We start from the raw sequence: 24,882 nt of genomic DNA on the forward strand, positions 1-24,882 counted from the left end.
CGTTTCAAAGCGTTTCAGAGCCGCCTGACAGCACTTTTCGACATCGAGAACGTAGGCTTGACCACATGCGGACCGCGTACCATGAGCAACTCTCGGAATTATCCGAGCGGCTCGGCGAAATGTGCGGCCTGGCAGGAATCGCCATGGAGCGGGCCACCCAAGCCTTGCTGCAGGCCGATTTGGTGCTGGCCGAGCAGGTGATCACCGACCACGAGAAGATCGCCGCGATGAGCGCCCGCGCCGAGGAAAGCGCCTTCGTGCTACTGGCTTTGCAGGCGCCGGTCGCCGGTGACCTGAGATCCATTGTCAGCGCCATCCAGATGGTCGCCGACATCGACCGGATGGGCGCATTGGCCCTGCATGTCGCCAAGATCGCCCGACGCCGCCATCCCCAGCACGCGTTGCCCGAAGAGGTCAATGGGTATTTTGCCGAAATGGGCAGGGTGGCAGTCGAATTGGGCAATAGCGCGCAAGAGGTGCTGTTGTCGCGGGATCCGGAGAAGGCCGCCCGTATCCGCGAAGAAGACGATGCGATGGACGATCTGCACCGGCATTTGTTCAGCGTGCTGATGGACCGCGAATGGCGCCACGGTGTGGCCGCCGCCGTCGACGTGACGCTGTTGGGCCGGTTCTACGAACGATTCGCCGACCACGCAGTCGAAGTCGCGCGGCGCGTCATCTTCCAGGCGACCGGCAAGTTTCCGGAGGAAAGCAGCGGCTAGCCCAGGCCGAATTTAACCGAAGCGGCCGGAGATGTAGTCCTCGGTGGCCTTCTCGCTCGGGTTGGAGAAGATTTTCTCGGTCTCGTCGATCTCTACCAACCGACCGGGCCTGCCCACCGCTTCGAGGTTGAAGAACGCCGTGTGGTCGCTCACCCGCGCGGCCTGCTGCATGTTGTGTGTGACGATGACGATCGTGTAGTTCTGCTTGAGATCACCGATCAGATCTTCGATGGCCATCGTCGAGATTGGGTCGAGTGCGGAGCACGGCTCGTCCATCAGCAGCACGTCGGGCTGCACCGCGATCGCCCGTGCGATACACAATCGCTGCTGCTGCCCCCCGGACAATCCGCCGCCCGGCTTGTGCAACCGGTCCTTGACCTCGTCCCAGAGGTTCGCGCCGCGCAGGGAGTTCTCGGCCGTCTCGTCGAGTACCTTGCGGTTGCGAACACCCTGCAGCTTCAGGCCCGCTACCACGTTGTCTCGAATTGACATGGCCGGGAACGGGTTCGGCCGCTGGAACACCATCCCGATCGCCCTGCGCACACCGACCGGGTCGATTCCCGGGGCATAGATGTCTTCGTCGTCGAGCAGCACCGAGCCTTCGACCCGAGCGCCGGGGATGACCTCGTGCATGCGGTTGAGCGTGCGCAGCACGGTCGTCTTGCCACAGCCCGAGGCGCCGATGAAGGCCGTCACGCTACGCGGCAGGATCGACAGCGACACATCCGAGACCGCGTGAAACGCCCCGTAGTAGATGTTGACCTGCTTGAGGTCCAGCCGCTTTGCCACTAACTACTCCTGCCCGTGTCCGCACCGCCCCCGCCGAGGAGGCCGCGCAGCATCATCTGGTTATTGCATTGCGTTGATCGCGGTGACCAGACGCTCCTTGACCTTATCGGGCAGCGGAACATAGCCGCGTGACGAAAGGCCGCTCTGACCGTCGTTGGCGGCCGCGGTGAGGAACGATTTCATCGCCACCGCGGTGTCCGCGTCGTATCCCCCCGAGCACACGATCTGGTAAGTGGCGAGCAGAAATGGATATGCGTTCGGCTCGTGAATGCCGTAGACCGAGTACAGGTCGAGCACCAGATCGTTGCCGCTCGCCACGAACTTCGCGGCATTGGCGCCGTTGCGGGCGGTGTCGTTGGTGAGCGGGACCGCGCCGCTGCCGTTGTCGATCTGGGCGTACGGCAAGCCGGCTTGATCGGCGAACCCCTTCTCGACATAGCCGATAGTCCCCGGTGTGGCCCGCACCGCCTGGATCACGCCCTCCGAGCTGGCGACTCCTTGGCCGGCACCACCCTGGAATTTGGTGCCGACCCCCTGGGTCCAGCTCTGTGGTGCGGCGACGGTCAGATACCTCTGCAAGTTGTCGGTGGTCCCGGAGGGATCCGTCCGATAAATCGGCGTGATCCTGCCGTCAGGCAGCGGAAGGCCACGGTTGAGAGCCGCCAGCGTCGGGTCGTTCCAGCTCGTGATCAGGCCGCTGAAGATCTTGGCCAGTGCGTCGCCGTTGACGACCAGCGCCGCAACGCCGGGCAGGTTGTAGACCAAGGCCACCGGACCGAACAGCAGCGGCAGGTCCCACGCGGGGTGTCCGTTGCATCGTTTGGCGGCCGGAGCGATCTGCTGTGAGACCAGCGGCGAGTCCGCACCCGCGAAATCGACGTGGCCGGCGATGAACTGCTCGCGGCCCGAACCCGACCCACTGGCTGTATAAGTCACCTTCTTGCCCGGGCACAGCTGGCTCCAGGCTTGGTTGAACAACTCGATCGCGCTCAGTTGGGCGCTCGACCCCTCGGCAGAGAGTGCAGTCTTGCCGCCACAGTCCACCGTGGCGGCGTGTCCGCCCGAGTTGGCTGACGTCGAAGCACCGCGACGGTTGCCGCCGCTGCAGCCAGTCAACAGTAAACCGGTGACGACGCACACGGCGACCGCCAGCGCCACCATCCTCCGCACCCTGTCGAGCCTTCCAAATTTCGCTTTCCCCCGCACTTTTCGCTGCACATCAGCTTGGGCGCGCCCGCGGCCGGCGGCCGTTCCCCTGAGAGGAGCTTGCCAAGTCGCCCCGAAAGTATGCGTGTTATTCAGCTGACGAGGCGCGGCCCGCATAGGCGGTATCGACGCTGTAGGTGGTGAAGCCCAGGCGCTGGTAGGTGCGCACCGCCGCAACGTTGTCCGACTCCACGTAGAGCATCACGGTGGGTTCGGTTGAGCCCGACAGTCGCTGCGCCAGCGAGTCGAGACCTACCGCGGTCAACACCTTCCCCAGGCCGCGGCCCTGCGCGGCCGGGTCGACGCCCAGCACGTAGACCTCGCCCAGGCCCGGTTGATCGGCGTGGATCTTCGTCCAGTGGAAGCCAAGTAGCCGGTGCGCGTCGTCGCTCGAGAACGCCAGAAACAGACCCTGCGGGTCGAACCAGGGTTCGGTGCGACGTTCGTCGAGCTGCGCAATACTCCACCCGCCCTGCTCCGGGTGGTAGGCGAATGCGGCGTTGTTGACCCGCAGCAGCTCGGCGTCGTCGGCGGTGCCGGCATAGGTCCGCACCCGCAGTCCGGCCGGGATCACCGGTTCAGGCGTATCGGTCAGCGAGCGACGCATCTGGACCAGTTCGCGAACCGTGACCAAGCCCAGAGCCGCGGCCGTCGCCCGTGCCGGCTCGAGCGTGCCGTGGGCCCAGAAGTGGTTGCGCCCGCCAGTTCTGTCCAGTGCCGCGCGCGCCATCGCCGTGCCGATACCGCGACGACGGGCCTTCGGGTGCACCACCAACTCGGCCATCGCGACCTCGCCGTCGCGCGGCGAGCTGAGATTGAGGTAGCCGCTGATCGTCTCGCCCGATCTGGTGACCAGATGCCTGGTGCGCTGTTGGCCGAGTTCTCGGAGAACTTGCTCGCCCACGGGCGCAACACCATCGAATTCTGTTGCCGCGCTGACGAGTTCACGTATTTGCTGCTGCTCTTCGGGGGTCAGCGCCGGTCTCCAGTCAGGTGCGCTCACTGAGTGTGCAAGGGGTCGACCAGTGGCTCCTCGGCGCCGTCTCGCGCAGGCTCGGCATCCTCGCCCTCGTCGGACTGTGCGATCGGCGTGCGCCCGCGCGCGGGCCGGACTGCCTTGTAACCAACGTTGCGTACCGTGCCGATCAGGGCTTCGTGCTCGGCTCCCAACTTGGCACGCAGGCGGCGCACGTGCACGTCGACCGTCCGCGTGCCGCCGAAGAAGTCATATCCCCACACCTCGTGCAGCAGCTGCGCGCGAGTGAACACCCGGCCGGCATGCTGTGCCAGGTACTTCAGCAGTTCGAACTCTTTATAGGTGAGGTCAAGCGGACGTCCACGCAGCCGCGCGGTGTAGGTGCCTTCGTCGATCACCAACTCACCGAGCGTCACCTTGCCGGCGCTTTCCTGGTCGGCGAGCCCACCGCGGCGGCCGATCACCAGGCGCAGCCGGGCATCGATCTCGGCCGGACCAGTGCTGGGCAACAGGATGTCGTCGAGGCCCCAGTCGGTGCTGACGGCTACCAGACCGCCTTCGCTGACGACGGCCAGCACGGCGACCGATCGGCCCGCCGTGCTCAACAACCTGCACAGACCGCGTCCCGCTGACAGGTCCTGACGCGCGTCGACGATGACCGCGTCCGCCGTTCCCGCCTCCAGCAACGACGACGGCTCCGGCGGCGCCGTCCGCACCGCGTGAGGGAGCAGCGACAACGCCGGCAGCACCGGGTCAGGATGCAGCTCCGAAGTCAGCAGCAGTAGCTCCAACGAGCCCCTCCAGCGCTTGTGGGGAAGGCATCTCCCGAGTTCATCAGGACATATGGCCCTGCATGATCGTAATGGCCAGGTCATCTAACGATAACTTGCCACCTGCTGTTTCGCCTGACGACGATGCGGCCGCGCTCTCGCGCAACGGGCCGCGGGCCGGTGAGCCACAATATTGGGATGCGCAGGATGGTGGTCGCTGTGACCTCGGTGGCGGTCGCCGTGGCCGTCGTCGTCGGTGGTGCAATCGCCGTCGACTACGGAGCGAGCATCTACGCCGAATACCGGCTGTCGTCCAGCGTCCGAAAAGCGGCCAACCTGGGGTCTGATCCGTTTGTCGCCATCCTGGCGTTCCCGTTCATTCCGCAGGCGATACGTCGCCACTACAACGAGCTTGAGATCAAGGCCAACGCCGTCGATCACGCTTTAGTCGGCAAGGCGACGCTGGAGGCCACGATGCACTCGATTGACCTGACCGACGCGTCCTGGTTGATCCGGGCCGAGGCGAAGCTCCCGGTCGGCAAGCTGGAGACCCGAATCATCATCAGCTCGACGCATCTGGGCCGCTATCTGGGCATCGCCGATCTGATGGTCGAGGCCCCACCCCAGGAGACCAATGACGCCACCGGCGGGACCACCGAGTCGGGAATATCGGGCAACCACGGGCTGGTGTTCAGCGGCACACCGAAGTCCGCCAACTTCGGCCACCGGGTCAGCGTCTCGGTCGATCTGTCCATCGCACCGGACGACGCGGCAACGCTCGTGTTCACCCCCACAGGCGTTTTGACCGGACCGAACACCGCCGACGAACCGGTTCCGGAGGACAAGCGAGACGCGGTGCTGCACGCATTCGACGCCAGGTTGCCGGGCCAGCGGCTGCCGTTCGGAGTGGCGCCGACCGCTGTGGGAGCACGCGGGTCTGACGTCATCATCGAGGGCATCACCCGCGGAGTGACGGTGACGCTGGACGGGTTCAAGCAGTCGTGACCTGGGCCGCCGAGGTTGGCGCTACCGTGCAACTCGGCGCGCCGCCGGGGCTTTCCGTGTGAATTCACGGCTTTCGGTGTGAATTCACGGCTTTCGGTGTGAAGTCACGGCTTTCGGTGTGAAGTCACGGCTTTCGGTGTGAGCCTATGGCGGGATTCGGCGCGGATTTCCGCCCTGGCTACACGCGCAAAACCAAGGATTCACACGCAAGCCCGAACGCTCGGATGGCAATACCAGACACTGGGCCCCGACGACCGCTTATACGCCACAGGCCGAGTTGCGTGCCCAAGTCCGCGCTGGCTGTGGGTATCGGTCGCTACCACACCGCTGCCGGTCCGCCATCGGCCCTGGTACCGCTGTTGGCTTGATCACTATGTCATTGGGTAAGCTGTCCGTCGTGTCATCCCGCATCGAGCCCATGCTCACCAGGCGTCGCGCAGTTGATCTGTGCCGCATCGCGGGATGTTGTTGTTGCTGTAGCTGCTGAGTAGCCGCGCCGTTCAGCGCCGCACTCGGAGCAGCCTCGGAGTCCTGCCGTGGCCCCGTCTCCCCCTGCCTCGCCCATGTTCCGTGCCATAGGAGACCTAGGAGTACACCGTGTCGAGCAGTAACGCCCCCGCCAGGTTGGGCAGTAGACCAGCTCGTCCTGCTTTTGTCCGCTTTGAATCCGCGACGCGCCCCATCCCGCCTAACCAGGCTGCTTAGAAAGAAATCGAAAGGAATACCCCATGGCACGCTCCGACGTCCTGGTCTCTGCCGACTGGGCTGAGAGCAATCTTGACGCCGCCCACGTCGTCTTTGTCGAAGTGGACGAAGACACCAGCGCCTACGACGGCGGCCACATCGCCGGCGCGGTCAAGCTGGACTGGCGCGCCGACTTGCAGGACCCGGTCAAGCGCGACTTCGTCGACGCTGAGCAATTCTCCAAGCTGCTGTCCGACCGCGGCATCTCCAACGAGGACACGGTGATTCTCTACGGAGGCAACAACAACTGGTTCGCGGCCTACGCGTACTGGTACTTCAAGTTGTACGGGCACGAGAAGGTCAAGCTGCTCGACGGTGGCCGCAAGAAGTGGGAGCTCGACGGCCGCCCGCTGTCCAGCGACCCCGTCAGCAGGCCCGCGACCTCCTACACCGCGTCGGCCCCGGACAACTCGATCCGAGCGTTCCGCGACGAGGTCATCGCGGCCATCAACGTCAAGAACCTGGTCGACGTGCGGTCGCCCGACGAGTTCTCCGGCAAGATCCTGGCGCCGGCGCACCTGCCACAGGAACAGAGCCAGCGGCCCGGGCACATCCCGGGCGCCATCAACGTGCCGTGGAGCAAGGCCGCCAACGAGGACGGCACCTTCAAGTCGGACGAGGAGCTGGCCAAGATCTACGCCGACGCCGGACTGGACGGCAACAAGGAAACGATTGCGTACTGCCGAATCGGGGAGCGGTCCTCGCACACCTGGTTCGTTCTGCAGGAATTGCTCGGGCATCGGAATGTCAAGAACTACGACGGCAGTTGGACGGAATACGGCTCCCTGGTGGGCGCCCCGATCGAGTTGGGAAGCTGATATGTGCTCTGGACCCAAGCAAGGACTGACGCTGCCCGCGAGCGTCGACCTGGAGAAGGAAACGGTGATCACCGGCCGTGTGGTGGACCGCGACGGCCAGGCCGTCGGCGGCGCGTTCGTCCGCCTGCTGGACTCGTCCGACGAGTTCACGGCCGAGGTGGTCGCGTCGGCCACGGGTGACTTCCGGTTCTTTGCCGCCCCCGGTTCCTGGACGCTGCGCGCCTTGTCGGCGATCGGCAACGGCGACGCCGTGGTGGCGCCGTCCGGGGCGGGCATCCACGAGGTGGACGTCAAGATCGCCTGACGGCCGGTCAAACCCGGCCGGGCTCCTGGAAAACGGAGGAGCCGAATAGACTCGTCCCCGTGGTGCTCTTCTTCGAGATCATGCTGGTGGCGGCGACCCTCGTCATCACTTGGTTCGCGCTGTACACGCTGTACCGGCTGATCACCGACGAGTCGTGACCGCCGACGAGGGCCCCGACGCACCGGTTGGTCCTGCGGTCAGCAGTGATGCGGTTCAGGCCGCGGCCGAGCGCGCCAAGGTGACCGCCGCCCGCAATATCCCAGCCTTCGATGATCTGCCGGTGCCCGCCGACACCGCGAACCTGCGCAAGGGCGCGAATCTGAGCGACGCGCTGCTGGCGCTGCTGCCGCTGGTCGGCGTATGGCGCGGCGAAGGCGAGGGCCGCGCGCCCGACGGCGACTATCGATTCGGCCAGCAGATCGTGGTCTCACACGATGGCGGCGACTATCTGATTTGGGAATCTCGATCCTGGCGGCTCGATGACACTGGCGAGTACCAGGAACCGGGCCTTCGCGAGACGGGGTTCTGGCGGTTCGTCGTCGACCCCGATGACCCTAATGACCGCGACGAGTCGCAGGCGATCGAGCTGCTGCTGGCGCACTCCGCCGGATACGTCGAGTTGTTCTACGGGCGTCCCCGTAACCAATCTTCTTGGGAGCTGGTCACCGATGCGCTGGCGCGCAGCCGGTCCGGCGTGCTCGTGGGTGGCGCCAAGCGGCTCTACGGCATCGTCGAGGGCGGTGATCTGGCTTACGTCGAGGAACGCGTGGACGCGGACGGCGGGCTGGTGCCGCACCTCTCGGCGCGGTTGTCCCGATTCGCCGGGTAGCGCGGCCGTCCAGACATGGAGCGGCCCCCGAGCGAAGCTCCTGGTTGGACAAGACCGGAAGCTCGGGGGCCGGGTGGCTGCGGGGAATTCGCCAGCGCGCGTTGGCCGCTAGCTTCTCCGAGCCAGTGCTGCTAGCGCGCAGCCACCTCACATGTCCATGAAGCTAACAATTCGCGGACCACCTCCTTCCTTGTGTACGGCCGACCGTACCTGTTCTCCTGCTATGTCTCAACAGGATTCGGCGTCAGCGGTCGCTGACGATCGCGGTGTCGATCAGTTCGCTGAATTCTGCGGCCATCTGAGAAGGGGGCAGAAGCCGACCGTCGAGGGTATGCACGCGGGCGGCCAGGGTCATGCTAGAGATCAGCCAGATGCCTTGCGCGGCAAGGAGGTCGGATTTCCGCAGGGCGCGGTAGTCGCAGTCGTACCCCTTGGCGCGGGCCACCTCGAAGAGCGCCTGCTGCGTGGTGCCGCGCAGGATCGGATACCAGGGCGGCGGCGTCAGCAGGCACGGAGTATCGCTTTCGCCGGTGGCGATCACCACCGTCGACCGCGGACCTTCCAGGATGTAACCGTCCGAACTGACGAAGATGACGTCGCCGGCGCCCTGTCGAGCGGCGTGCCGCAAGGCGGCCATGTTCACCGCATAGGACAACGTCTTGGCCCCGGCCAGCAGCCAGGGCATCGCGTCGGCGCCGACGGCCGGGAGCCCGCGGTCCAGCGTCACAGCCGACACGCCGTTGCGCCGCACGGCGGCCACCCGGTCCGGGACTGGGTTGACCATCACGTAGGCGGTCGGCGCTGAACCGCTCTCGCGGCCGCGGCTGTAGATCAACCGCAGCGCGCCCTCGTCAGCGGTGCTTGCTGCCCACCGCTGCGTAGCCGTCTCGATGGCATGCCGCCACTGCGGCAGGTCGGGTTCGGGCAGGTCCATGTATCTGGCCGATTGGGTCAGCCGCTGCAGATGCGGTTCGATCAGACACGCCCGGCCACCACGGACCAGCAGTGTCTCGAACACTCCGTCGCCACGCACGGCTGCGAGGTCGTCGGCGGACAACAACGGCGTTCCGGGAGCGACGATCTCGCCCGCGAGCGTGACAACGACGCCTTGCTTAGTCATCGAGAAGCAGCCTAGCCCCACAGCAATCCGTAGAGTTGAGACGTGAATGCCGTCCCCGCACCGGAATCCGGACCCGACGCCGGCGCAATCTGGCACTACGGCGATCCGCTGGGCGAGCAGCGTGCGGCGGAAACCGCCGCCGTGCTGGTGGACCGCTCACACCGCGCGGTGCTCACGCTGGCCGGGGGTGACCGGCAGACCTGGCTGCACAACATCTCGACACAGCACGTCTCCGACCTTTCCGAAGGCGCCAGCACACAGAATCTCAGCCTGGACGGCCAAGGCCGCGTGGAGGATCACTGGATCCAGACCGAACTGGGCGGCATCACGTATCTCGACACCGAGCCCTGGCGCGGCGAACCGTTGCTGGCCTACCTGCGCAAGATGGTGTTCTGGGCCGACGTCACCGCGAACGCCGCGGACATGGCGGTGCTGTCGCTGCTGGGACCGCGATTGGCGGACCCGGCCGTGCTCGAGGCGTTGGGGCTCGACGAGCTGCCCACCGAACCGACTGCCGTTCCGCTGCCCGCCGGTGGATTCATCCGCCGGACACCAGGTTCCCCCACCGACCAACTCGAACTGGACCTGCTGGTCGCGCGTGACCAATGCGCCGACTGGAAGCAACGTTTGACGCGGGCGGGAGTTCGTCCTGCGGGCGTGTGGGCCTACGAGGCGCATAGGGTCGCGGCGCTGCGTCCGCGCCTTGGCGTCGACACCGACGAGCGCACCATTCCCCACGAAGCGGGTTGGATCGGTGCGGCGGTCCACCTCGACAAGGGCTGCTACCGCGGGCAGGAGACCGTCGCACGGGTGCACAACCTCGGCAAACCGCCTCGCATGCTGGTATTGCTGCACCTTGACGGCTCTGTGGAGCGGCCATCCACGGGTGACCCGGTACTGGCCGGCGGTCGCGCCGTCGGCCGCCTGGGCACAGTCGTCGAGCACGTGGATCTCGGCCCGGTGGCACTCGCACTCGTCAAGCGCGGGATACCCGCCGACACTGAGCTGGCAATCGGGCCGGTAGGCCAGGAAAACGAATTCGTCGCCGCTGCGATCGACGCGGACTCTCTGCCGCCCGCGGACGGGGTCGGTGCGGGGCGACTGGCTGTTGAACGTTTGCGGAGTGGTAAGCGATGATTGACTACAAGGTCCACCACACGGCGGACAGGGGTCACCGACGTCTAACCGTGAGGCACGGTAAACTGTCGGCAGGACAATAAACGACACCAGAGATCGGAGCCGCCTACTTTAGGCCGCTCCGTTATTGCGCGAGGGGGTTCCCCCATGGGCCGCGGCCGGGCTAAGGCAAAGCAGACCAAGGTTGCTCGAGAACTCAAGTACAGCACCCCGCAAACCGACTTCCAGCGGCTCCAGCGAGAGTTGTCAGGAGGGGGCGCCGACGAGCCCAACGATCTGGACGGCGACGGTCCAGACGACGCGTGGGACGACGAACCCGACTGGCGCCGCTAACCCTCCGCGCTTGACCATGCCGATGCGAGACGCATAGGGCGCCGTGAATTTCCGTTAGGTCTCAGGCAACCAGCGCTTAGAACCTCGGGTGTTGTCCCACCAACTTGGCGCGCGGGCCTTCTTTCCCGCCCTTGGCCACGGTCCCCAGCACCCAGCAGTCCAGGTGTCGTGCGGTCAGGATCGCCAGGGCGCGATCGGTGTCCTCGGGTGCGACGACGGCGATCATCCCGACGCCCATGTTGAACGTCTTCTCCATCTCCTCACGCCTGACCCGGCCACGCTGGGCGATCATGGCGAACACGGGTGCGGGCGTCCACGTGCCACGGTCGATCTCTGCGACCAACCCGTGCGGGATGACGCGTTGCAGGTTGCCGGCCACTCCCCCACCGGTGACGTGGCAGAACGTGCGGACATGGGTTTCGGCGGCCAGCGCCAGGCAGTCTTTGGCATAGATGCGGGTGGGCTCCAGCAACTCCTCGCCCAGCGTGCGACCGAACTCCTCCACGTAGCCGGCGAGGTTCATCCGGTCGATCTCCAGCAGAACCGAGCGGGCCAGCGAATACCCGTTGGAATGCAGTCCGGACGAGCCCATCGCGATGATGACGTCGCCGGGTTTGACCCGGTCGGGGCCCAGGACGTCGTCGGCCTCCACCACGCCGACGCCGGTGGCCGAGATGTCGTAGTGGTCGGGTTCCATCAGGCCGGGGTGTTCGGCCGTCTCGCCACCCAGCAGCGCACAGCCCGCGCGCACACACCCTTCGGCGATGCCACTGACGATGGCGCTCAGTCGTTCTGGCACCGTTCGGCCGACCGCGATGTAGTCCTGCAGGAAAAGCGGCTCGGCGCCGCAGACCACCAGATCGTCGACCACCATCGCGACCAGGTCGAGGCCGACGGTGTCGTGTTTGTCCATCGCCTGCGCGACGGCCAGCTTGGTACCGACACCGTCGGTGGAGGCGGCCAGCACCGGTTCGCGGTAGTCGCCGCGCAGTGCGAACAGGCCGGCGAATCCGCCCAGCCCGCCACGTACCTCGGGTCTGGTCGCCCTTCCCGCCAGCGGCTTGAACAACTCGACGGCGCGGTCACCGGCTTCGATATCCACCCCCGCCGACGCGTAGGTGATGCCCTGGCCTCTTCCGGAGCTTTTTGCGGGATCCGTCATCGCGATAAAGGCTACCGGGCGGCACGCATCCGCCGGGAGCAAACCACTTTCAGCACCAAGAGTTCTTGTCAGCGACTGACCGGCACATCGTCGGGCGCCAAGTCGTCCAGGCCCGCCCCGCGCGCGGCATTGGCCAGCATGTGTTCGATGACGTTCTTGCCCAGCGCAGTCTCACTCGGCAACTCGATGGGATATGTGCCGTCGAAGCACGCGCAGCACAGTCGCGAGGCGGGTTGTTCGGTGGCCGCGATCAGACCGCGCAGGGAGATGTAGCCCAACGTGTCGGCGTTGATGGCATGGCGTACCGCTTCGAGCATCTCGCCCTTGTCTTCGACGGCGTTGGCGATCAGCTCAGCGGGTGACGGGAAGTCGATGCCGTAGAAGCAGGGCCACTTCACCGGCGGCGACGCGATGCGCACGTGCACCTCGACGGCACCGGCTTCGCGCAGCATTCGCACCAGCGCCCGCTGGGTATTCCCGCGGACGATCGAGTCGTCGACGACGATGAGCCGCTTGCCGCGGATCACCTCGCGCAACGGGTTGAGCTTCAGCCGGATACCGAGCTGGCGGATGGTTTGGGACGGCTGGATGAAGGTGCGACCGACGTAGGCGTTCTTCATCAGGCCCTGCCCGTAAGGGATGCCGGACCCCTGCGCGTATCCCACCGCGGCGGGGGTGCCGGATTCCGGCACACCGATGACCAGGTCCGCGTCGACCGGGCATTCGCGGGCGAGACGGCGGCCGATCTCCAGCCGGGCGGCGTGCACCGACCGCCCGGCCAGCGTGCTGTCGGGACGGGCCAGATAGACGTATTCGAAGACGCAGCCCTTGGGTGTCGGGTTGGCAAAGCGTGTGGAACGCACACCGTCGGCGTCGATCGCCAGCAGCTCGCCCGGCTCGATGTCGCGGACGAAGGAGGCGCCGACGATGTCGAGGGCCGCGGTTTCGGAAGCCACCACCCAGCCGCGGTCCAGCCGTCCGAGCGACAGCGGGCGTACCCCATGCGGATCCCGGCAGGCATACAGCGTGTTTTCGTCCATGAACGTCAGGCAGAACGCGCCGCGCACGGTCGGAAGTAACTCCAGCGCCGCCTGTTCCAGCGAGGAATCGGCGGCGCCGTGGGCCAGCAACGCGCCGAGGATGTCAGAGTCCGTCGTCGCCGGGGCCGGGCAGCGCCTGGCGATCAGCCCCGCGTCGCGGGCACGTGCGGCGAGCTCGGCGGTGTTGACCAGATTCCCGTTGTGCCCCAACGCAACACCGGTCCCGGCCGCCGTGTTGCGGAAAACGGGCTGAGCGTTTTCCCAGGTGGTGTCCCCGGTGGTCGAATAGCGACAGTGTCCGATGGCAACGTGGCCCTCCATGGCAGCCAAAGTCTGCTCGTCGAACACCTGGCTGACCAGGCCGAGGTCTTTGAAGACCAGCACCTGCGACCCATCGGCGACGGCAATGCCCGCGGCCTCCTGGCCGCGATGCTGCAACGCGTAGAGGCCGTAATAGGTGAGTTTGGCGACTTCTTCACCGGGGGCCCAGACCCCGAATACACCACATTCTTCACGAGGCGAGTTCAGGTCTTGCTCGGGTTGCGGGACGGTCACGGCTTGGCGGCTCCCTGGGGCGCGGTTAGTGACGTAACGGAGTCTACGGCCACGACCCGTCCACCGCCGAATCAGGCACGCGTGTTGGACACCCGAAATTCACTTCCGCGACCCTAAACCTGCAGTTCAGGGTTATATTCTGCCCACATCGAACAGCGGCAACCAGTGTTCGATTTCACCAGCCCGAGAGCCGGAAAGCGTGAGCGTTCCGGTGGCCTTTGCCGCTGCCAGTGATGACAGCCCGGTTGCCAGCAGCAGCCAGGTCCGAGGGTCGGTTTCGACGACGTTGGGCGGAGTCCCCCGGGTGTGCCTGGGACCGGAGACGCACTGCACGGCGACGAACGGCGGTACGCGGACCTCGACGCTGGCGCCGGGAGCCAGCGCAGCAAGGGTACGGGCGGTGAGCCGAACCGCGGCCGCCAACGCGGCCCGCTCGGGCGTCGGGCGGGTCTCGTCGCGCAGCCAATCCGCGACCGCCAGGACGGCCTCTCGAGTCTTTGTCGGATCGACATGATCTCGGGCGGCCATAGGAGAGAAATCCTAAGGTGTGGCTTGGCGCGCATGACGTCGCTGTACTGCCAGCGCGGCCACCGCACCGGCCTCATTGATCGCCAGGTGTGCCAGCATCGGCGCGGCGAGGCTGCCGGAACGGTCGGCCAACCACCCGAACACCCAGCCCGCGACACCGGTGACCAGGACGGTGGCCACCGGCGGCTCACCTGTCTCGAGTGCGTCGGCGATGTGCGACAGGCCAAATGCGGTGGCCTGCAACAGCCTTCCACCGGACCGGCCGAAACCCGCGGTGGCCACGGTGGCAAGCGCCGCTCGGAACGCCGCCTCTTCGGCCCAAACCGTGCCGACGGGAATCCGCAATGCCAGCCAGCCGGGCGCCGACGCGGGCAGCTCACGCGCGGCCATGGACAGCCGCACGATCGGGACCGCTGTCGTCGCCGCGATTGCGGTTGCCGCCACCGCGCCGGCACCCGAGCCCAGCCGAACCCCAGCCCACAGTCGCGGCGCGGCCAGGCCCAGCGGTGCGCGGGTCACCAGCACCAACAGCACACCCATGCCGGTTTGCGAAATCACGCGACACGAGGCCGGAAGCCGTGGACCGACGAAACTCCAGCCAACCAGAGTGGCGGCCAAACAGACCGCACGAAGCCGGCTCAACCGAAGAGTCGCGGCAGTACCGCCTCGAAGGTCGCCCGCAGTTCCGCCAGGGACACCGTGAACAGTCCTTGAACCTCGAGCGCGTCCGACGCCTGATCGACGACGCCGATCCGCACGGCGGGCAGTCCGCGCGCCTCACACATCGACCGGAACCGGCTCTCCTCGGTGCGCGGGACGGCGACCAGTACCCGGCCTGCCGATTCGGAGAAGAGCATTACGAAAGGATCCGCATCTTCGGGAAGCACTATGCGGCAACCTGTTTCACCCGCCAGCGCCGATTCGACGATGGCCTGCGCAAGTCCGCCTTCGGACAGATCGTGCGCTGCGGACACCAACCCGTCGCGTGACCCCGAATGCAGCACGTCGGCCAACAACTTCTCTCGCTGAAGGTCGACGACAGGAGGTAGCCCGCCGAGATGGTCGGCGGTCACCTGTGCCCAGATGGAGCCGTCGAACTCGTCACGCGTGTCGCCCAGCAGTATCAGGGTTTCTCCGGCTTCGCTGCCGAATGCCGTTGGGATGCGGCGTTGCACGTTGTCGATGACGCCGACTACGCCGACCACGGGGGTCGGGTGGATCGCCGCCGATCCGGTTTGGTTGTAGAAGCTGACGTTGCCGCCGGTCACCGGAATCCCAAGGGCCGCACAGCCATCCGCGAGACCGCGTACGGCCTGCGCGAACTGCCACATCACACCGGGGTCTTCGGGCGAACCGAAGTTGAGGCAGTTGGTCACCGCGACCGGGGTGGCGCCGGTGACGGCGACGTTGCGGTACGCCTCGGCCAGGGCCAATTGCGCGCCGGCGTAGGGATCCAGCAGCGTATAGCGACCCGAAGCGTCGGTCGACAATGCGATTCCCCGGCCCGTGGCCTCGTCGATGCGCAGCACGCCGCCGTCGGCGTGCTCGGCCAGCACGGTGTTGCCGCGCACATACCGGTCGTACTGCTCGGTGATGAATGCACGGCTGCACAGGTGCGGACTGCCCAGCAGCGCAAGCAATGTCGCGCGCAACTCGTCGCCCGTGGCCGGCCGTGGCAGCGCTTTCGAGGAGTCGGCGTTCAACGCGTCCTGTGATTCGGGACGGGCGACCGGCCGCTGGTACACCGGACCTTCGTGCGCCACGGTGCGCGGCGGCACGTCGACTACCGTGTCGCCGTGCCAGGTGATCCGCAACCGGTCACCGCCGGTCACCTCACCGATCACGGTGGCCAGCACCTCCCATTTGCGGCAGACCGCAAGGAAGGCATCGACGTTCTCGGGCGCGACCACCGCGCACATCCGCTCCTGCGATTCACTGCAGAGCACCTCGGCGGGCGCCATCTCCTTGGCCCGCAGCGGAACCGCGTCGAGTTCGATGGCCATCCCGCCGTCGCCGGCGGATGCCAATTCCGATGTGGCGCAAGCTAACCCGGCTCCGCCCAGATCCTGGATGCCGATCACCAATCCGCCCGCGTACAGCTCCAGGCAGCATTCGATGAGCACCTTCTCCATGAACGGGTCGCCGACTTGAACCGAGGGCAGCTTCTTACGGGAGCCTTCCGCATCGAAGGTGTCCGACGCCAGCACCGACACCCCGCCGATGCCGTCCAGCCCGGTGCGCGCGCCGAACAGGATGATCTTGTTCCCGGCGCCGGAGGCGAACGCCAAATGCAGGTCCTCCTGGCGCAATACCCCCACACACATCGCGTTGACCAACGGGTTGCCCGCATAGCACGCGTCGAAGACGGTCTCGCCGCCGATGTTGGGCAGGCCCAGCGAATTGCCGTAGCCGCCGATACCGCGCACCACGCCGTCGACCACCCGGCGGGTATCAGGCGCGTCGGCGGCGCCGAACCGAAGCTGGTCCATCACCGCAACCGGGCGCGCGCCCATGGCCATGATGTCGCGGACGATGCCGCCGACGCCGGTGGCCGCACCCTGGTAGGGCTCGACGTAGGACGGGTGGTTGTGCGACTCCACCTTGAAAGTGACGGCCCAGCCGTCGCCGATGTCGACGACACCCGCGTTCTCGCCGATGCCGGCCAGCATGCCGGCACGCATCTCGTCGGTGGTGGTCTCGCCGAAGTAGCGCAGGTGCACCTTCGAGGACTTGTAGGAGCAGTGTTCGCTCCACATCACCGAGTACATCGCCAGCTCGGTGTCGGTGGGTCGCCGGCCCAGGATCTCCCGGACGCGCTCGTACTCGTCGTCCTTGAGGCCCAGCTCGTGAAACGGCTGGGGGTGATCTGGAGTGGCCGCGGCGTGCTCGACGGTGTCAGTCATCTCGGTGCACCTAGGTGCCACGCGCTCGTCACGCCCGACAGTCTAGGTCGGGCCGCCGCGGTGAGCGCGCTACTGCCCGGCCACGCAGAACCGGTTGCCCTCCGGGTCCGCCAGCACCACCCAACGGAAGTTGTCACCGATGCGGTGCCGGTCGACCTCCGTGGCTCCGGCCCCCGTCAGTCGCGACACTTCGGCGTCCACATCGTCGGCGCCGAAATCGAGATGCACGCGGTTTTTCCCCGGTGTTGGATCGGGCACCTTCTGGAATCCGATACGCGGTCCAGCCGACCGGGTGACCGCGAAGAATTCCCCGGGGATCAACTCACGGGTCTCGCCGTCGAAGTTTGCGGCCCACCAGCCGGCCAGCGTCGCAGGGTCAGTGCTGTCGAACGTGATCATCTCCACCTTGAGCGCCATATCCGGATCGTAGATGGCCGCGAGGGTGCGCGTTTGTACAACGACACACCGTTTCGGACCGTCATTTTGCGCACGCTCGCGGCGGAGGGCTATCCGGGAGAAAGGAACGCGCGCATCGCCGCCGAGTAGGCCGCCACATCGTGTGCTCCCATAACCTCACGCGCGGAATGCATCGCCAGTTGCGCGGCGCCGACGTCGACGGTCGGGATTCCGGTCCGCGCCGCGGCCAACGGGCCGATGGTTGTGCCACACGGCAAGTCGGCGCGGTGTTCGTAGCGCTGTAACGGGACTCCGGCCTGCCGGCAGGCCAGCTCAAAGGCAGCCGCGGTGCGTGCGTCGGTGGCGTATCGCAGGTTCGGGTGCACCTTTAGCACCGGCCCGGCATTGACCTCGATCAGGTGACCGGGCTCGTGCCGCTCCGGGTAGTTGGGGTGCGTCGCGTGCGCCATGTCGGCCGAGGCCAGCAGCGAAGCCGGCGCCCGTCGCAGGAAATCTTCCCGGGTGCCGCCGGCCGCCAGCACTATGCGTTCCAGCACGGTGCCCAGCAGATCCGACTGCGCGCCGTGGTCTGACGACGAGCCAACCTCCTCGTGGTCGAACAACGCCAGCACCGGCAGCTCAGCCCGCGGTTCGGCGGCCAGCAGCGCCTCCATCCCGGCGTAGCAGCTGGCAAGGTTGTCCAGCCGCGGAGCACTGAGCAGGCTGGCGTCGGCACCCACCACTCGCGACGGCGTCGGGTCGTGCGTCATCAGGTCGGCGGCCAGCACTTCGCCCGGTGTCACGCCGGCCCGCTTCGCGACGTACGCGACGAAGGACTCGGTGTCGCCGCCCACGCCCCACACCGCATTGACGTGCCGCTGCGGGTCCAATGTCAGCGACTTGCGGTCTTCGGCCAGATGGATGGCCAGCTGCGGCACCCGCAGGATCGGATCGTCGATTCTGACCAGCCGGTGAGCGACGCCATGGTCCGAACGCGCGTCCCGCAGGGATAGGCGTCCGCTGATGCCCAGGTCGCGGTCCAGCCAGGAGTTCAGCCACGCACCTCCGTAGGGCTGCAGTGCCACCACTCGCCAGCCGGCGATCAGCCGATCCGGATGCTGCTTCACCCGCAGGTTGGGGCTGTCGGTGTGCGCACCGACGATCCGGAAGGAGCCGTCCGGACGGTCGCTGTTCCAAGCCACCAGCGACCCGGCGCGGATGGTGAAATACCGGCCTGGTTGGTCAGGCCAGCGGGCAGCCTCGCTGAGTTCGGTGTAGCCGGCCTCCTCGAGCTGGGCGGCGACCGTGGCGCAGACATGAAACGGCGACGGAGAAGCGTCGATGAACTCGCAGAGGCCTGCGGCGCTGGCCGGCATGTCCAACATCATGGCTGGCCGCGGGCGGCGAGGTCCACGCCGGGCTCGATTGCGCGGCTCCGCACTCGCGCCGCTTCCGGCGCTCGCCGTCGCCACGCTCGATCCGATTGCGCGGCTCCGCACTCGCGCCGCTTCCGGCGCTCGCCGTCGCCACGCTAAGGTCTGCAGAGTGCCTCCGGTTCAGCCGCAACCCATTCTCGCGCCCTTGACGCCCGCAGCGATCTTCCTTGTTCTCACGATCGACGAAGGCGGCGAGGCGACCGTGCACGACGCATTGGGCGACGTATCCGGTCTTGTCCGCGCAATCGGTTTCCGCGATCCGACGAAGCGCTTGTCAGCGATCCTCTCGATCGGTTCCGATGCCTGGGACCGTCTGTTTTCCGGTCCACGGCCCGCCGAGCTACACCCGTTCGTCGCGCTGACCGGACCGCGGCACACAGCTCCGGCCACGCCCGGCGACATCTTGTTGCACATCCGCGCGGAGTCCCTGGACGTCTGCTTCGAGCTGGCCGGGCGCATCCTCAAAGCGATGGCCGGTGCGGTAACCGTTGTGGACGAGGTGCATGGTTTCCGCTACTTCGACAACCGCGACCTACTGGGCTTTGTCGACGGAACCGAGAACCCCGACGGCCCAATTGCGGTCAGCGCCACCACGATCGGCGACGAGGACCCCGACTTCGCGGGCTCCTGCTATGTGCACGTGCAGAAGTATGTGCACGACATGGCGTCCTGGGAATCCTTGTCGGTCACCGAGCAAGAACGCGCGTTCGGCCGGAGCAAACTCGAAGACATCGAGATGGACGATGCCGTGAAACCCGCCAACTCGCACCTGGCGCTCAACGTGATCACCGACGACGACGGCACCGAGTTGAAGATTGTGCGGCACAACATGCCATTTGGCGAGCTTGGCGCCGGCGAGTTCGGCACCTACTACATCGGCTATTCGCGCACGCCACGGGTCACCGAGCGGATGTTGCGCAACATGTTCCTGGGCGACCCGCCGGGCAACACCGACCGCATTCTGGATTTCTCCACCGCGCTGACGGGCGGAATGTTCTTCTCCCCCACCGTCGACTTCCTTGACGATCCACCGCCCCTGCCTCAATCACCCTCGCCCACAACGACAGCCGCGTCCGAGTCCGCGGACGGCTCACTCTCGATCGGCAGCCTGAAAGGAACCTCCCGATGAACAATCTCTATCGCGATCTGGCACCGGTCACCGAAGCTGCCTGGGCGGAAATCGAAGAGGAGGCGACCCGGACATTCAAACGCCATATCGCCGGGCGGCGGGTTGTTGACGTGAGCGGTCCCGGGGGCCCCGTCACCGCGGCGGTCGGCACAGGGCGGCTGATCGACGTGCAGGCACCCACCGATGGTGTGGTGGCGCACCTGCGAGCCAGCAAACCCCTGGTCCGGCTGCGGGTTCCGTTCACCTTGTCGCGCAACGAGATCGACGACGTCGAACGTGGTGCGCAGGACGCCGACTGGGACCCGGTCAAGAAGGCCGCCAAGAAGCTGGCGTTCGTGGAGGACCGCACCATCTTCGAGGGCTACAGTGCCGCGTCGATCGAGGGAATCCGCAGCGCCAGCTCGAACCCGAAACTGACACTGCCCGAGGATCCGAAGGACATGCCGGACGTCATCTCGCAGGCGTTGTCCGAGCTTCGCCTGGCCGGCGTCGATGGCCCCTACTCGGTACTGCTGTCCGCCGATGTCTACACCAAGGTCAGCGAGACCACCGCACACGGATATCCGATCCGTGAGCACCTGAACCGGCTGGTCGACGGGGACATCATCTGGGCGCCTGCCATCGACGGGGCGTTTGTTCTGACCACTCGCGGTGGTGACTTCGACCTGCAGCTGGGCACCGACGTCGCGATCGGTTACACCAGTCACGACGCCGAAACCGTAGAGCTGTACATGCAGGAGACGCTGACATTCCTGTGCTACACCGCGGAAGCTTCGGTCGCGCTGGGCTCGTAGTCGAGGGGATATGCGTGTCGCGCCAGTGGAGTGGCGGCGATGGTTTTCACCCGCCGGGCGATACCAACGCCACGCGAGCGCGGGGCGCACCTTACGGAGATCGCATGTCGAGACGACAAATCGTGAATCCACTGCGGGATTGTCTCGGACGGTGTAGAACTTGGGTGGCGGTCCCCCGCTCGAAGGCACGCGTTGCCATTTGCGAAGCCAGAAGGCACTTACGGTGAAAGAGTCGGTGAGCAAGGGAATTAGATTACTTGTGGCACTAGGGGTTACGTCGTGGGTAATCCTCGATTCCCCCGTGGCTTGGGGCGCGCCGGGCGGCAACGTTCCAGGCCCCGGCGTGTGCGACTATCCCGGTGTCGGCGGAAGTACTTTCGAGGCGGGCGCTTCGACGTACTACTGCGATTTTCCTATCGAAGAGAACAGCACCCATTGGCACTGCGAATATGGCGGATGGAACCTGGGTGGTCCAGCCGGCAACGGCCCCATCGGTGGAAGTTTTATGGGTTTCGGGTTAACCCTTCCTGCAGGCGATTTCGGGGGCGCTAGCGGTACTTGCTCATGGCGCTGGCCGGATAACACCATTGGCCCTGCACCGAATCCACCGGGCGCGTGGAAGAACTTTTTGGTGCCTAAGCCGCCACCGCCTGAACATCGGGCGCCCCCGACTCCACCGGCTGAGCCAGAGTCTGGACCACCACCTGTAGTGAATCCCAATCCCGGCGGTGAGCCACAGACACCGGCCTACACCAACCCATCGTTTCCGAATCCTGGCAGGACTCAGAACCCGCAAAGGTAGGTTGTGTCGCAGCCACCTTCTAATCTCTCTCTTGTTCGGAGACATAGACTGTAAGGCGCCATGAGCTCGCAACCGGGTTGCGGCTCAACGTTGCCGGGTGGGGCGGATGTGCCGGCAGAGGTGTTCGATCATCGTGTCCATCGCGGCTTCAAGCGGAGCAGTATCGCGGCGGATTTGGCTGAGCAACAAGCCACCCTGTATCCCCGCGAGCAACGCCAACGCGGCACGTCCAACGTCCGTTCCGTCGGGCAACTCGCCGCGCGCGGCAATGGCCGTAAGGCTGTCGTGGATTACACTCTCCCACTGGGCAAATGACTGTGCGAGCCGGGCACGTGCCAGCGGATCCGTCTCGGAAAGCTCGTTAGCCATCGATCCGAGCGGGCAACCACCCACGCAGCCCAGGCCGCGCACCAGCTCGACCATGATGTCGCGCCACCGGTACAAGTCCTCGACGCTGTCGATTCGGTCGAGCCCGAGATGCTGTGTGCCGAGCACATTCTCGGTCTGAAATTCGATGACCGCAGCGACGAGATCGTTCTTGTCGGCGAAGTAGTGGTACATCTGCGAGGTACTGATAGCCGCAGCTTCCTGGATGTCCTCGATGGTGGTGCGTGCTACGCCGCGTTGCAACATCAATTCCGACGCCGCAGCAACGATGCGTTCTCGGGTTGCGCGTCCTTTTGCGGTGAGCCGGTCGTAAGGGGCGGGCGCCATAAGCCTCTCCTGTGTGTCAGACATTCACAATCTACCCATTTTGGAGTTGACACTCCATTTTTGAGGCAGAACGCTGAAAGCGTCGGTCTCACCCGTCGGCGGCCGAAAAGTGTTGAGCTGCTGTCCCGCACGACTGTGAAGTGGCCGCCGACATCGTGCAGCGACCGAACGCCAGGGACCAATTCTGCGAGAGGATTCCTACTTGTGACCGACGACGTCCAACACTATCCGCCACAGTCAGTGAGCCGATGGGGGCAGCTGATCAGCCGCTATGGCCTGGTAGTCGTGCTTGCCTGGATCGGCTTCGGCAAGTTCGTCAAAATGGAAGCCCGCGTGCTGATCGAACACAGCCCGCTGATGAGCTGGATCTACCACGTGTTCAGCACCAGCACGGTGGCACGCGGGCTGGGAACCATGGAGATAATTGCCGCCCTTTTGATTGCGGTGGGGCCACTATGGCCCCGTGTGTCGGCGATAGGCAGTGCGCTTGCGGTAGTGCTCTTCCTAGGCACGCTGAGCTTCCTGTTCACCACGCCAGGGGTAGTCAAGACCCACGCCGTCGGCTTACCCGTGTTGTCAGCCCAGCCGGGTCAGTTCCTGCTCAAGGATCTCGTGCTGATCGGGGTGGCGCTTTGGACACTAGGAGAGTCGTTAAGTGGTGCGCGATTTTCACGTGGCAGACGACCTGGTCCGTCGGTCGCCGTACGGCGGTAGGTTGAGCATCGCTTGCTCGCTCGCTTGCACAGCGTTTCCCTGATCCTCGGTTTGACCGAGCTTCGTGTGGCTATACCCCGACCGTTCACGGTTACAGCGCCAAGTTGCAATTCCGGCTACCTCGGCAGTCAAGCAATTCGATTGGCAATTCCGGGTATCCGGTCGTAGCCGACCTGACGCTTCCGTCGTGAATTATGGACGAGGAAGTAAGACGCTCCGTCATTGGTAGCTAAAGGTCTAACACCAGATCGCTTTGCGGAGCGGCTGAGCAGATGAGCACTTCTCCCGTGGCGGGCGGCTCCAGCGGTTGCTGGACGTAGGTCGTGGTCCCGGCGACGACTCCGGTGACGCATACGTGACATACCCCACTGCGGCACGAGAACCGGGTCGGCACATCGCACGCTTCGGCGAGGTCGAGGATATTGCGGTAATGGCTCGACCAATTGACGGTAAGCCCGCTGCGGGAGAAAGTGATCGACGGACCGGTCCCGGGTTTTCCGGCCGGCGGGTGCGGTCGGTTGCATGGAGACCCGTCGACGATGCCCGGGTTGATTGGCGGTAGGACGCCGAACAATTCGCTGTGAATGCGCACGGGATCGAGTCCGGCTGCGGTGAGTGCGCCGCGCATGTCGGTCATGAATTGAGTTGGGCCGCAAAGGTAGGCATCGGCGTCGACCGGGAGGCCCATTGCTGCGATCGCCGATCGGTCCAGGCGGTTGTGTTCCTGCGTATAGAACACTTGCTGGCGGGCGTTCGGCAACGACTCAATCAGCGTCGCGACTTCGGTTGCAAATACTTGGGTTTCACGGTTGCGGGTGGTGTGCAGCCACCAGATCTCCCGGCTACTGTGAGCCGCCGATAGGGCATGCAACATGGCCAGGACCGGAGTCACACCGATGCCCGCGGAAATCAGCACTACCGGGTTGTCGGCTTCGATCAAGTAGAAGTCGCCGCGTGGGGCGGCGGCCTCAACTACCGATCCCGGTTGGATGTGGTCGTGCAGCCATCGGCTCACCAAGCCCTGTCCCTCGCGTTTGACACTGATGCGGTAGCTGTCAGAGCCGAGCTCACCGGAAAGCGAGTAGCTACGCATTGGAGGCGGGTTCCCGGCACCCGGAACCCTCAGTGTCAGATACTGGCCGGAAAGCGGTAGAGGAAGCGATGCATGGTCGTCGGCTTCCAGGCGGATCGACAGCACTTGCGGGCTTTCCCGACATATCGCGCTGACCCGCAACTGGCGGAATCCGTTCCACGCCGGTTTTCTTTCGATCGGTCCTGCCGACTTGGCGCCCGCCGCATCGTGCGTCGCCACCAGCTCCTGAAATGACTGTTGCCAACCAGGACTGAGCGCGGAAACGTCGACAGCTTTACGGAGTTGGTCGATGTTGCGGTTCGGCAGATACAGCAACGCATCGATATCGGCAACGCTGAGTTCGTGGCGGCCACGACGGATTCGCACGATGTCGTCTCCGGCGCGAACCTTTCCCTCGGTGATCACCCGGAAGTAGAAGCCCGGACGCCGCTGCGAGACCAGCAGATTGGGCATCTCTGGCTCGTTCAGCCGCATGCCGACCCGGAAGCATGTAACGCGGGGTTGAGTGACCTCGAATTCAGCGTCGCCGATGCGGTAGCGGTCCCCGATGCATACATCGTCATCGGCGAGACCGGTCACGGTGAAGTTCTCACCGAAGTTACCGGGCGCGAGGTCGTCACGGTGCAAGTAGTTCTTCCAGAAGTCGTACGACTCCGTCTGATACACCATCACAGCGCGTTGTTCGCCCCCGTGTCCGGCTAGGTCGCCTTGTCCGTCACCATCGATGTTGAGGCGGCGCACCATGACCGGTCCGTCGACCGGCGCTTTCCAGATCCCGGTGTAGACAATCTTGTCCCGCCAGTGAACACGCTTGGGCTTGCCCACATTCACGGACACCAACCGGCCCACGTACGCCTCCTCGT

At 65.6% G+C, this 24,882-nt stretch carries 25 protein-coding genes; 11 read left to right on the plus strand and 14 right to left on the minus strand.

What is annotated here, in order from left to right; all coding sequences use genetic code 11:
• The first annotated feature begins 65 nt into the window (after positions 1 to 65).
• The gene (phoU, locus tag A5791_RS06500; protein ID WP_067233018.1) at positions 66 to 722 is read left to right on the plus strand and encodes a phosphate signaling complex protein PhoU; all 657 of its coding nucleotides are present in this window, start codon (positions 66 to 68) and stop codon (positions 720 to 722) included.
• Positions 723 to 734: 12 nt separating this feature from the next.
• Here phoU and pstB read toward each other — a convergent pair whose 3' ends face one another.
• The 4 genes from pstB to A5791_RS06520 form a co-directional block, all read right to left on the minus strand.
• Positions 735 to 1,511, minus strand: coding sequence for a phosphate ABC transporter ATP-binding protein PstB (gene pstB, locus A5791_RS06505; RefSeq protein ID WP_067233020.1), 777 nt, complete (start codon positions 1,509 to 1,511; stop codon positions 735 to 737).
• Between the two features lie 60 nt (positions 1,512 to 1,571).
• Positions 1,572 to 2,672, minus strand: a complete 1,101-nt coding sequence (pstS, locus tag A5791_RS06510) for a phosphate ABC transporter substrate-binding protein PstS (protein WP_067233023.1) — start codon at positions 2,670 to 2,672, stop codon at positions 1,572 to 1,574.
• 133 nt (positions 2,673 to 2,805) lie between these two features.
• Entirely contained in the window at positions 2,806 to 3,720 is a 915-nt protein-coding gene (mshD, locus tag A5791_RS06515; protein ID WP_067233025.1) for a mycothiol synthase, read from the minus strand.
• Positions 3,717 to 4,484, minus strand: coding sequence for a response regulator transcription factor (locus tag A5791_RS06520; protein ID WP_067233027.1), 768 nt, complete (start codon positions 4,482 to 4,484; stop codon positions 3,717 to 3,719). The genes mshD and A5791_RS06520 overlap by 4 nt, the downstream gene beginning before the upstream one ends.
• 177 nt (positions 4,485 to 4,661) lie before the next feature.
• Here A5791_RS06520 and lmeA point away from each other — a divergent pair, with 177 nt between their 5' ends.
• The 5 genes from lmeA (at position 4,662) to A5791_RS06540 (ending at position 8,163) form a co-directional block, all read left to right on the plus strand.
• A complete protein-coding gene (lmeA, locus tag A5791_RS06525) occupies positions 4,662 to 5,468 on the plus strand; it encodes a mannan chain length control protein LmeA (protein WP_369828021.1) in 807 nt (268 codons plus the stop codon).
• 373 nt (positions 5,469 to 5,841) lie between these two features.
• The gene (locus tag A5791_RS27650) at positions 5,842 to 5,955 is read left to right on the plus strand and encodes an Ms5788A family Cys-rich leader peptide (protein ID WP_369828022.1); all 114 of its coding nucleotides are present in this window, start codon (positions 5,842 to 5,844) and stop codon (positions 5,953 to 5,955) included.
• 241 nt (positions 5,956 to 6,196) lie between these two features.
• Positions 6,197 to 7,030, plus strand: a complete 834-nt coding sequence (locus A5791_RS06530) for a sulfurtransferase (RefSeq protein ID WP_067233029.1) — start codon at positions 6,197 to 6,199, stop codon at positions 7,028 to 7,030.
• A 1-nt stretch (position 7,031) separates the two neighbouring features.
• On the plus strand, positions 7,032 to 7,334 hold the full coding sequence (locus A5791_RS06535; protein ID WP_067233032.1) for a DUF1416 domain-containing protein: 303 nt from the start codon (positions 7,032 to 7,034) through the stop codon (positions 7,332 to 7,334).
• Positions 7,335 to 7,488: 154 nt separating this feature from the next.
• Complete coding sequence (locus A5791_RS06540) at positions 7,489 to 8,163, plus strand: FABP family protein (protein WP_067233034.1); 675 nt, start codon at positions 7,489 to 7,491, stop codon at positions 8,161 to 8,163.
• A 244-nt stretch (positions 8,164 to 8,407) separates the two neighbouring features.
• Here A5791_RS06540 and A5791_RS06545 read toward each other — a convergent pair whose 3' ends face one another.
• Complete coding sequence (locus tag A5791_RS06545) at positions 8,408 to 9,283, minus strand: aminodeoxychorismate lyase (protein ID WP_067233037.1); 876 nt, start codon at positions 9,281 to 9,283, stop codon at positions 8,408 to 8,410.
• Between the two features lie 42 nt (positions 9,284 to 9,325).
• Here A5791_RS06545 and A5791_RS06550 point away from each other — a divergent pair, with 42 nt between their 5' ends.
• Both A5791_RS06550 and A5791_RS06555 read left to right on the plus strand, forming a co-directional pair.
• Positions 9,326 to 10,420: a folate-binding protein YgfZ gene (locus tag A5791_RS06550; protein WP_067233039.1), complete on the plus strand. Its 1,095-nt coding sequence runs from the start codon at positions 9,326 to 9,328 to the stop codon at positions 10,418 to 10,420.
• A 147-nt stretch (positions 10,421 to 10,567) separates the two neighbouring features.
• Positions 10,568 to 10,753, plus strand: a complete 186-nt coding sequence (locus A5791_RS06555; protein ID WP_067233041.1) for a DUF3073 domain-containing protein — start codon at positions 10,568 to 10,570, stop codon at positions 10,751 to 10,753.
• A gap of 76 nt (positions 10,754 to 10,829) precedes the next feature.
• Here A5791_RS06555 and purM read toward each other — a convergent pair whose 3' ends face one another.
• The 7 genes from purM to A5791_RS06590 form a co-directional block, all read right to left on the minus strand.
• Positions 10,830 to 11,915, minus strand: coding sequence for a phosphoribosylformylglycinamidine cyclo-ligase (gene purM / locus A5791_RS06560; protein WP_067233043.1), 1,086 nt, complete (start codon positions 11,913 to 11,915; stop codon positions 10,830 to 10,832).
• 68 nt (positions 11,916 to 11,983) lie between these two features.
• Positions 11,984 to 13,510, minus strand: a complete 1,527-nt coding sequence (gene purF, locus A5791_RS06565) for an amidophosphoribosyltransferase (protein WP_067233045.1) — start codon at positions 13,508 to 13,510, stop codon at positions 11,984 to 11,986.
• 132 nt (positions 13,511 to 13,642) lie between these two features.
• Positions 13,643 to 14,038, minus strand: coding sequence for a sterol carrier family protein (locus A5791_RS06570; RefSeq protein WP_067233048.1), 396 nt, complete (start codon positions 14,036 to 14,038; stop codon positions 13,643 to 13,645).
• Between the two features lie 12 nt (positions 14,039 to 14,050).
• A complete protein-coding gene (locus tag A5791_RS06575; protein WP_156661043.1) occupies positions 14,051 to 14,680 on the minus strand; it encodes a CPBP family intramembrane glutamic endopeptidase in 630 nt (209 codons plus the stop codon).
• On the minus strand, positions 14,677 to 16,941 hold the full coding sequence (purL, locus tag A5791_RS06580; protein WP_067233053.1) for a phosphoribosylformylglycinamidine synthase subunit PurL: 2,265 nt from the start codon (positions 16,939 to 16,941) through the stop codon (positions 14,677 to 14,679). The genes A5791_RS06575 and purL overlap by 4 nt, the downstream gene beginning before the upstream one ends.
• A 69-nt stretch (positions 16,942 to 17,010) precedes the next feature.
• Positions 17,011 to 17,358: a VOC family protein gene (locus A5791_RS06585; protein WP_067233056.1), complete on the minus strand. Its 348-nt coding sequence runs from the start codon at positions 17,356 to 17,358 to the stop codon at positions 17,011 to 17,013.
• A gap of 89 nt (positions 17,359 to 17,447) precedes the next feature.
• Entirely contained in the window at positions 17,448 to 18,713 is a 1,266-nt protein-coding gene (locus A5791_RS06590; protein ID WP_197504616.1) for a M18 family aminopeptidase, read from the minus strand.
• A 169-nt stretch (positions 18,714 to 18,882) separates the two neighbouring features.
• On the opposite strand from A5791_RS06590, the gene A5791_RS06595 reads away from it, so the two are divergent.
• Together A5791_RS06595 and A5791_RS06600 are read left to right on the plus strand one after the other, a co-directional pair.
• The gene (locus A5791_RS06595) at positions 18,883 to 19,902 is read left to right on the plus strand and encodes a Dyp-type peroxidase (protein WP_067233061.1); all 1,020 of its coding nucleotides are present in this window, start codon (positions 18,883 to 18,885) and stop codon (positions 19,900 to 19,902) included.
• Complete coding sequence (locus A5791_RS06600; RefSeq protein WP_067233064.1) at positions 19,899 to 20,696, plus strand: family 1 encapsulin nanocompartment shell protein; 798 nt, start codon at positions 19,899 to 19,901, stop codon at positions 20,694 to 20,696. Before A5791_RS06595 ends, A5791_RS06600 begins: the two co-directional genes overlap by 4 nt.
• Before the next feature lie 886 nt (positions 20,697 to 21,582).
• Here the strand turns inward: A5791_RS06600 and A5791_RS06605 are convergent.
• Positions 21,583 to 22,212: a TetR/AcrR family transcriptional regulator gene (locus A5791_RS06605; RefSeq protein WP_067233067.1), complete on the minus strand. Its 630-nt coding sequence runs from the start codon at positions 22,210 to 22,212 to the stop codon at positions 21,583 to 21,585.
• A 204-nt stretch (positions 22,213 to 22,416) separates the two neighbouring features.
• Between A5791_RS06605 and A5791_RS06610 the strand changes: the two genes are divergently transcribed.
• Positions 22,417 to 22,926 (plus strand): YkgB family protein, encoded by a 510-nt coding sequence (locus tag A5791_RS06610; RefSeq protein ID WP_067233070.1) that lies wholly within the window; start codon positions 22,417 to 22,419, stop codon positions 22,924 to 22,926.
• Between the two features lie 229 nt (positions 22,927 to 23,155).
• Here A5791_RS06610 and A5791_RS06615 read toward each other — a convergent pair whose 3' ends face one another.
• Positions 23,156 to 24,868 carry an MOSC and FAD-binding oxidoreductase domain-containing protein gene (locus tag A5791_RS06615; RefSeq protein ID WP_067233072.1) on the minus strand — a complete coding sequence of 571 codons (1,713 nt, stop codon included), beginning with the start codon at positions 24,866 to 24,868 and terminating at the stop codon, positions 23,156 to 23,158.
• Positions 24,869 to 24,882: the final 14 nt, after the last annotated feature.

It is taken from the genome of Mycobacterium sp. 852002-51163_SCH5372311, from assembly GCF_001667115.1.
In the GTDB taxonomy this organism is placed as follows: Bacteria; Actinomycetota; Actinomycetes; order Mycobacteriales; family Mycobacteriaceae; genus Mycobacterium.